Source organism: Kitasatospora sp. NPDC059747, assembly GCF_042732955.1.
GTDB lineage: Bacteria > Actinomycetota > Actinomycetes > Streptomycetales > Streptomycetaceae > Kitasatospora.
In genome coordinates this window covers 16,108-24,344 of the sequence record NZ_JBHWGV010000014.1, presented here as the reverse complement: position 1 = coordinate 24,344, position 8,237 = coordinate 16,108, and the positions used below count along the sequence as shown (strand labels likewise).

At 72.6% G+C, this 8,237-nt stretch carries 7 protein-coding genes; 4 read left to right on the top strand and 3 right to left on the bottom strand.

What is annotated here, in order from left to right; translation table 11 throughout:
• Positions 1 to 121: 121 nt before the first annotated feature.
• Both ACFV4G_RS08800 and ACFV4G_RS08795 read right to left on the bottom strand, forming a co-directional pair.
• Positions 122 to 1,351, bottom strand: a complete 1,230-nt coding sequence (locus tag ACFV4G_RS08800; RefSeq protein WP_380437997.1) for a DUF349 domain-containing protein — start codon at positions 1,349 to 1,351, stop codon at positions 122 to 124.
• Between the two features lie 268 nt (positions 1,352 to 1,619).
• Positions 1,620 to 2,468, bottom strand: coding sequence for a peptidylprolyl isomerase (locus tag ACFV4G_RS08795; RefSeq protein ID WP_380437996.1), 849 nt, complete (start codon positions 2,466 to 2,468; stop codon positions 1,620 to 1,622).
• Positions 2,469 to 2,746: 278 nt separating this feature from the next.
• Between ACFV4G_RS08795 and ACFV4G_RS08790 the strand changes: the two genes are divergently transcribed.
• The 4 genes from ACFV4G_RS08790 to ACFV4G_RS08775 all read left to right on the top strand — a co-directional run bounded on the left by ACFV4G_RS08790 (position 2,747) and on the right by ACFV4G_RS08775 (position 7,123).
• Positions 2,747 to 3,454, top strand: a complete 708-nt coding sequence (locus ACFV4G_RS08790; protein ID WP_380437994.1) for an MBL fold metallo-hydrolase — start codon at positions 2,747 to 2,749, stop codon at positions 3,452 to 3,454.
• An 11-nt stretch (positions 3,455 to 3,465) separates the two neighbouring features.
• The gene (hisS, locus tag ACFV4G_RS08785) at positions 3,466 to 4,728 is read left to right on the top strand and encodes a histidine--tRNA ligase (protein WP_380437992.1); all 1,263 of its coding nucleotides are present in this window, start codon (positions 3,466 to 3,468) and stop codon (positions 4,726 to 4,728) included.
• A complete protein-coding gene (gene aspS, locus ACFV4G_RS08780; RefSeq protein WP_380437990.1) occupies positions 4,725 to 6,515 on the top strand; it encodes an aspartate--tRNA ligase in 1,791 nt (596 codons plus the stop codon). Before hisS ends, aspS begins: the two co-directional genes overlap by 4 nt.
• A 95-nt stretch (positions 6,516 to 6,610) precedes the next feature.
• A complete protein-coding gene (locus ACFV4G_RS08775; protein WP_380437988.1) occupies positions 6,611 to 7,123 on the top strand; it encodes a GNAT family N-acetyltransferase in 513 nt (170 codons plus the stop codon).
• Here the strand turns inward: ACFV4G_RS08775 and ACFV4G_RS08770 are convergent.
• Positions 7,120 to 8,037, bottom strand: a complete 918-nt coding sequence (locus ACFV4G_RS08770; RefSeq protein WP_380437986.1) for a LysR family transcriptional regulator — start codon at positions 8,035 to 8,037, stop codon at positions 7,120 to 7,122. The genes ACFV4G_RS08775 and ACFV4G_RS08770 overlap by 4 nt on opposite strands.
• Between the last annotated feature and the right edge of the window lie 200 nt (positions 8,038 to 8,237).

Genomic DNA, 8,237 nt, shown 5'->3' with positions numbered 1-8,237 from the left:
CGGGCGGGCGGCGCCCGCCCGGCGGCGGGGGGGGGGGGCGCCGGGGGCAGGCTGGTCGCCCGCGGGGGTTTTTGTAACCATCGGGCCGGGGGGGCCTTCGCCGTTCAGCGGGCCGAGGGGATCAGCCGCTGAACTCGTCCTGGCTCTTGTGGGCCTGCTCCAGCAGTTCCTGGACGCCGGCCAGCTCCTTCTCCAGCTTGGTGACCTTGGAGGCGTTGCCGGCGGCGCGGGCCTTGTCCAGGTCGGCCTGGATCTTGTCGGCCTTGGCCTGGAAGAGGCCGACCATGCCGGCCGCGCGGGCCTTGGCCTCCGGGTTGGAGCGCTTCCACTCGCTGTCCTCGGCCTCGCGGATCGCCCGCTCGACCGCGTTCAGCCGGCCGTCCAGCTTCGGACGGGCGTCGCGCGGCACGTGCCCGATCGCCTCCCAGCGCTCGTTGACCTCGCGCAGCGCGGCCTTGGCGGCCTTGAGGTCGGTGATCGGCAGGATCGCCTCGGCCTCGACCGCCAGCGCCTCCTTGAGCTTCTGGTTCTCCACCTGCTCGGCGTCCCGCTCGCTGAACACCGCGGAACGGGCCTGGAAGAAGACGTCCTGCGCGCCGCGGAACCGCGCCCACAGCTCGTCCTCGACGTCCCGCTGGGCGCGCCCGGCGGCCTTCCAGCGCGCCATCAGGTCGCGGTAGCGGGCCGCGGTGTCGCCCCACTCGGTGGACGAGGACAGCGCCTCGGCCTCGGTGACCAGCGACTCCTTGGTCTGCCGGGCCTGCTCGCGCTCGTTGTCCAGCGCCGCGAAGTGCGACTTGCGGTGCTTGGAGAAGACCGAGCGGGCGTGCGAGAAGCGGTGCCACAGCTCGTCGTCGCTCTTGCGGTCCAGGCGGGGCAGGCCCTTCCAGGTGTCCACCAGGGCGCGCAGCCGGTCGCCGGCCTCCCGCCACTGGGTGGACTCGGCGAGCTGCTCGGCCTCCGCGACCAGCGCCTCCTTGGCGGTGCGGGTCTCGTCCTGGGCCTTGGCCCGGGCGGCCTTGCGCTCCTCGCGCCGGGTCTCGATCTCACCGGCCAGCGTGTCCAGCCGCTTGGCCAGGGCCTCCAGGTCGCCCACCGCGTGCCCCTCGGTCACCTGCGCGCGCAGGTGCTCCAGCGCGGTCTGGGCGTCCTTGGCGGCCAGGTCGGTGGTGCGCACCCGCTTCTCCAGCAGGCCGATCTCCACCTCGATGCCCTGGTACTTGCGCTCGAAGTAGGCCAGGGCCTCCTCGGGCGAGCCGGCCTGCCAGGAACCCACGACGCGTTCGCCGTCGGCCGTCCTGACGTAGACCGTGCCCTGCTCGTCGACACGGCCCCACGGGTCGCTGCTCATAGCGCGTCCTCCACATGACGTCGCGCCCGCGCCGGGGCGGCGCGCGTCCGTCGTCCACAGTTGATGTGCGGCGGACCGAAGAAGTCCGCCGTCCCCGTCCGCCGTGTCCTGCTCGCCGAGGGTGACGGCTAAGGCGGGTCCGGGCACCCTACACAACGCCAACATAGGCGACCAGGCCCGGTGCTGTCCGCATCCGGGCCGGGCGATTTCGGGCCGGGGCCGCGCCGGAGCGCGCTCGGGAGCGCGCCGGGGCGGGCCCCGGGGTTCGTCAACCCTTGGCCGTGGTCACCGAGTTGAGGGTGACGTCGGCCATCGGGTGGCCGTCCGGGCGGCCCTCCAGGGTGCCCGCGGCGGCGATCTTCTGCAGCACGTCCAGGCCCCCGGTGATCTTGCCGAAGGGGGTGTACTTCGGGTCGAGCTGGGTGTCCTTGTAGACCAGGAAGAACTGGCTCCCGTTGGTCCCCGGGCCGGAGTTGGCCATCGCCACGGTGCCGGCCGGGTAGGTCGCGCCGGCCAGGTTCTCGTCGGCGAACTTGTAGCCGGGGCCGCCCATGCCACCCGGCACGGTCGCGCTGGCGGTCGGGTCGCCGCACTGGAGCACGAAGATGCCGCCCGTGGTGAGGCGGTGGCACTTGGTGTGGTCGAAGTACTGCTCGCCGGACAGGAAGGCGAAGGAGTTCGCCGCGTGCGGGGCCTTGGCCGCGTCCAGCGCGATCGTCACCTTGCCGCAGTTGGTGTCCAGCGTCGCCGTGTAGGTGCCCGAGGCGTCGAGCGTCATGGCCGGCTCGGCCTGCCACTGCTTGCCGTTCGGCTTGCCCGGCGCCGGGTCCGTGCAGCCCTCGACCGGCTTGCGGGTCGGCGCGGGCGGCGCGCTGGCGTCGGTCGCCGCGGGCTGCGTCGGCGCGGCCTGGGCGGTGCTCGACTTGTCCTTGTCGTCCGAGCCGAAGGCGCCCGTGGCGAAGAGGGTGCCGCCGCCGGCCAGGACCACCACGGCGAGCGAGGCGCCGAGGATCGTGTTGCGGCGCTTGCGGGCACTCGCCGCCGCGACGCGGCGCTCCATCTGGCGCTCGTACTTCTCGCGGGCGAGCTGCCGCCGCCGCTGTTCGCTGCTGACCACCGGCCGTGTCTCCTGAACGATGTGCGCTGGGCCTCCCGCCCGATCGCGGGCGAGGAGGGATGGTGAAGGATTCCGGAGCGGATCATCGCATCCATCGGCGGCCAAGTGTAGGGACCCGGCCCGTAAGAAGGCGGTGAACCTGTCAGGCGAACCGCGCCCGGCACCCCAATCTGGTTCGCAACCGGACCCGCACCGCCGGTAGGCTGCCCCTAAATCACTCTTGGCAGCATCCGTACTGGCAGCCGTCACAGCCTGTCGCCGCACACCGAAGGACGCGCGTGTTCATCGCCGGATTCCCCGCTGGAGCCTGGGGCACCAACTGCTACCTGGTCGCGCCGGGGCCCGGTGAGGAGTGCGTCATCGTCGATCCCGGCCACCAGGCCGCCGCCGGCGTCGAGGAACTGGTCCGCGAGCACCGGCTGAAGCCCGTCGCCGTGCTGCTCACCCACGGCCACATCGACCACGTCGCCTCGGTGGTCCCGGTCTGCGGCGCCCGCGGCGTCCCGGCCTGGATCCACCCCGAGGACCGGTACATGATGGCCGACCCGGAGAAGGCGCTCGGCCGCTCCCTGGGCACCCAGCTGATGGGCGAGCTCACCGTCGGCGAGCCCGACGACGTCCGCGAGCTCACCGACGGCAGCGTGCTGGAGCTGGCCGGCCTGCGGCTCACCGTGGACCACGCCCCGGGCCATACCGGGGGGTCGGTGACCTTCCGGACGCCCGGAGCCGAGGACCTCCCCCCGGTGCTCTTCTCGGGCGACCTGCTGTTCGCCGGCTCCATCGGGCGCACCGACCTCCCGGGCGGGGACAGCGAGGCGATCATGCGGTCGCTGGCCCGGGTGTGCCTGCCCCTCGACGATTCCACCGTGGTCCTCTCCGGCCACGGCGGTCAGACCACCATCGGCCGCGAGCGCGCCACCAACCCCTACCTCCGACAGGCAGCGGGGGCGGCCGGCGCCCCGGCTTTCCCGCGACGAGGAATGTGACGGAAGAGAAGTTGAGCACCTTCACCGCCCCCAAGGGCACCTACGACCTGCTGCCCCCCAGCTCCGCGACCTTCCTGGCGATCCGCGAGCGCATCGCCGCGCCCGCCCGCCGGGCCGGTTACGGCTACATCGAGACCCCGGTCTTCGAGGACGTGAAGCTGTTCTCCCGCGGCGTCGGCGAGTCCACCGACATCGTGACCAAGGAGATGTTCTCCCTCACCAAGCGCGGCAAGGAGGACCTCGCGCTGCGCCCCGAGGGCACCGCCTCGGTGCTGCGCGCCGCGCTCCAGGCCAACCTGCACAAGCTGGGCAACCTGCCGGTCAAGCTCTGGTACTCCGGCTCGTACTACCGCTACGAGCGCCCGCAGGCCGGCCGCTACCGCCAGTTCTCCCAGGTCGGCGCCGAGGCGATCGGCGCCGAGGACCCGGCGCTGGACGCCGAGCTGATCATCCTCGCCGACGACGCGTTCCGCTCGCTGGGCCTGTCGAACTACACGCTGCTGCTCAACAGCCTCGGCGACAAGCAGTGCCGCCCGGTCTACCGCGCCGCCCTGATCGACTTCCTCTCCGGCCTCGACCTGGACGAGGAGACCCGCCGCCGCGCCGAGATCAACCCGCTGCGCGTCCTCGACGACAAGCGCGAGTCCGTCCAGGAGCAGCTCGTCGGCGCGCCGATGCTGCGCGACTTCCTGTGCGAGGACTGCAAGGCGTACGACGAGAAGGTCCGCGAGCTGCTCACCGCCAACGGCGTCGCGTTCACCGACGACCCCAAGCTCGTGCGCGGCCTGGACTACTACACCCGCACCACCTTCGAGTTCGTGCACAACGGCCTCGGCGCCCAGTCCGCGATCGGCGGCGGCGGCCGCTACGACGGCCTGTCCGAGATGATCGGCGGCCCGGCGCTGCCGTCCGTCGGCTGGGCCCTCGGCGTGGACCGCACCTACCTCGCGCTGGAGGCCGAGGGCGTCGTCCTCGACCTGCCGGCCGCCACCTCCGTCTACGCCGTCGCGCTCGGCGAGGAGGCCAAGAACCTGCTGTTCGCCAAGGTGGTCGAGCTGCGCCGGGCCGGCGTCGCCACCGACCTCGCCTTCGGCGTCAAGAGCATCAAGAACGCCATGAAGTCCGCCGACCGGTCCGGCGCCCGCTTCGCCCTGATCGCCGGGGACCGGGACCTCGCCGAGGGCGTCGTCCAGCTCAAGGACATGAGCACCGGCGAGCAGTCCCCCGTCGCCCTCGACGCACTCGTCACCACCCTGAAGGAGAAGCAGCTGTGATCCGCACGCACGACGCGGGCACGCTCCGCCCGGAGCACGCAGGCACCACCGTCACCCTGGCCGGCTGGGTCGCCCGCCGCCGCGACCACGGCGGCGTGGCCTTCATCGACCTGCGCGACGCCTCCGGCACCGTGCAGATCGTGGTCCGCGACCTGGACTCGGTGCACGGCCTTCGCGCCGAGTACTGCGTCAAGGTCGTCGGCGACGTCCGGGTGCGCCCCGAGGGCAACGAGAACCCCGACATCCCGACCGGCGCCGTCGAGGTCGTCGTCAGCGACATCGAGGTCCTCTCCGAGGCCGCGCCGCTGCCGTTCCCCGTCGCCGAGTACGAGCCGGGCACGGTCAACGAGGAGGTCCGGCTGCGCTACCGCTACCTGGACCTGCGCCGCGAGGGCCCGGCCAAGGGCCTGCGACTGCGCTCGAAGGTCAACAACATCATCCGCCGGGTGATGGAGGAGAACGACTTCCTCGACATCGAGACGCCGTACCTGACCCGCTCCACCCCCGAGGGCGCCCGCGACTTCCTCGTCCCGGTCCGCCTGCAGCCCGGCCACTGGTACGCCCTGCCGCAGTCGCCCCAGCTGTTCAAGCAGCTGCTGATGGTGGCCGGCATGGAGCGCTACTACCAGATCGCCCGCTGCTTCCGCGACGAGGACTTCCGTGCCGACCGGCAGCCGGAGTTCACCCAGCTGGACATCGAGGCCTCGTTCGTCGACCAGGAGGACATCCTGGCCCTCGGCGAGAAGATCGTCGGCTCGATCTGGCGCGAGGTGCACGGCTACGAGGTCCCGAACCCGCTGCCGCGGATGACCTACGCGGACGCCATGTCCCGCTACGGCTCCGACAAGCCGGACGTCCGCTTCGGCCAGGAACTCACCGACCTCACCGCGTACTTCAAGGGCACCGAGTTCCGCGTCTTCCAGGCCCCGTACGTCGGCGCCGTGGTCATGCCGGGCGGCGCCTCGCAGCCCCGCAAGGCCCTCGACGCCTGGCAGGACTGGGCCAAGGCGCGCGGCGCCCGCGGCCTGGCCTACGTCGTCATCGACGCCGAGACCGGCGAGCTGCGCGGCCCGGTCGCCAAGAACCTCTCCGAGGAGCACCTGGCCGGCCTGGCCGCCGCCGCCGGCGCCAAGAACGGCGACGCGATCTTCTTCGCGGCCGGCAAGGAGCGCGCCTCGCAGGAGCTGCTCGGCGCCGCCCGTCTGGAGATCGGCCGCCGCTGCGAGCTGATCGACGAGTCGCAGTGGGCCTTCCTCTGGGTCGTCGACTTCCCGATGTTCGAGCCGATCGAGGACGACAAGGGCGAGTTCCAGGGCTGGCACGCGGTGCACCACCCGTTCACCGCCCCGACCGCGGAGTCGCTGGCCACCTTCGACACCGACCCGGGCTCGGCGCTGTCCAACGCCTACGACCTCGTGCTCAACGGCTCGGAGCTGGGCGGCGGTTCGATCCGTATCCACCAGCGGGACGTCCAGAAGCGCGCGTTCGACGCGATCGGCCTGTCCGAGGAGGAGGCGGCCTCGCAGTTCGGCTTCCTGCTGGACGCCTTCAACTACGGCCCGCCGCCGCACGGTGGCGTCGCCTTCGGCCTGGACCGGATCGTCACCCTCCTCGGCGGGTACGACACCATCCGGGACGTCATCGCCTTCCCGAAGACGTCCACCGGCGGCGACCCGCTGACCGGCGCCCCGACCCCGATCACCGCGGCGCAGCGCCGCGAGGCCGGCGTGGACGCCCAGCCCAAGGTCCGCGAGGACGCCAAGTCCGAGGCGCAGCCCAAGGGCTGACGCACCATCGGCTAACCTGCAACGGCCCCGGACGGTCCACCCACCGTCCGGGGCCGGTCCACAAGGACGTGTGACACAGGGAGGGTTGACCACCCATGAAGGTCAGTACCAGAGTCGAATGTCCGGACGACGCGCCGGCCACCCGGCGGGTCCACATGGCGGCGTTCCCGGGCCCGGACGAGGCGGACCTCGTGGACGCGCTGCGGCGCGACCCGGCCTGGCTGCCCGGGCTCTCGGTGGTGGCGGTCGACGACGGCGGGCTGGTGATCGGGCACGCCCTGCTGACCCGGTTGCGGGTCGGCGCGGACGGTGAGGGCCTCGCGCTCGCGCCGGTCGCGGTCGCGCCGGAGTGGCAGCGCAAGGGCGTCGGTGAACTCGTCGTGCGCGCGGCGCTGTCGGCGGCCGAGGAGGCGGGGGAGAAGCTCGTGGTCGTCCTCGGCGACCCGGCCTACTACCGCCGGTTCGGTTTCGCGCCGGCCCGGTTGCACGAGGTGACCGGCCCGTTCGAGGTGCCGGAGGCGTACTTCCAGACGCTCGCGCTGCCCGGGTACGACGGCGCGCCGCGCGGGCTGTGCCGCTACCCCGAGCCGTTCGAGGCCGCGGCTTAGGGCGTGCCCTGATCCCGGCCCGCGGAGCCGAACGTGGCCCGGCAGCTGTGCACGAACGCGGCCATCGCCGGGGTGAGTTGGCGGTCCCTGGGCCAGTAGAGCCCGACCTGGCTCGGACTCAGGTCCGCCACCGGCCGGTACGCGACGTCCTCGCGCGGCGCCAGCCGGCTCATGGTCTCCGGTGCGATCCCGATGCCCTGGCCGCACACCACCGCGGCCAGCCACTCGTCGGTGTTGTGCGCCACCGCGCCGATCCGCACCGGACGCCCGCGCCGCTCCTCGCCGGCGAGCCAGTACTCGCGCCAGTGCCCGGCCTCGTGCGGGATCGCGACGAACGGCTCGTCCAGGAGGTCCGCCAGCCGTACCTCCGCCAGCGATGCCAGCCGGTGCCCGGCGGGCATCGCCACCACCCGCGGTTCCTCGCCCAGCACGGCGACGTTGTACTGCGAGGCCAGGTAGGGCGGCGCGTGCCAGAGGGTGAGGTCGATCTCGCCGGTGGCCAGGCCCGAGGTCGGGTCGAACCAGTTGTTCTGCCGCAGCTCCACCTGCCAGCCGGGCATCCGCCGGGAGAAGTCGGCGACCGTGCTGCGGGTCATCAGGTTGATGATGCCGCCCTCGAACCCCACCCGCAGCGTCGCCACCTGCTCGGCGGCGGCCGCCCTGGTGGCGCGCAGCGCCTCGTCCCAGCCGGCCAGCATCGCGCCGGCGTGCTGGGCGAGCGCGCGGCCGGCCGGGGTGGGGGTCATGCCCCGGCGCGAGCGCTCGAAGAGTTCGACCCCGAGCAGCGTCTCCAGCTGGCGGATCTGCTTGGTCAGCGTCGGCTGGGAGACGAACAGCCGGGCCGCGGCGGCCGTGAGCTGTCCCTCCTCGCAGACCGCGGCGAAGCTGCGCAGCAGGCGGGTGTCGATATCCATGCCCCAAGGTTATGGAACCGGAAATTGGACCGGTCCGGCAGGTCTGGGCGAAGGTTGATCGTTCGGTCTCGCGACCGGTGATCGGGGGAGTGCGGCAGCGGCGGTTCAGGGGGCCGCCGCCTCGCCCCTCCTCGCGCCCCCAACAGGGGATACGGCCGTGCGCCCCGTCCCGGAGGGTTCCTCAGCGGTTTGTGCGTGGT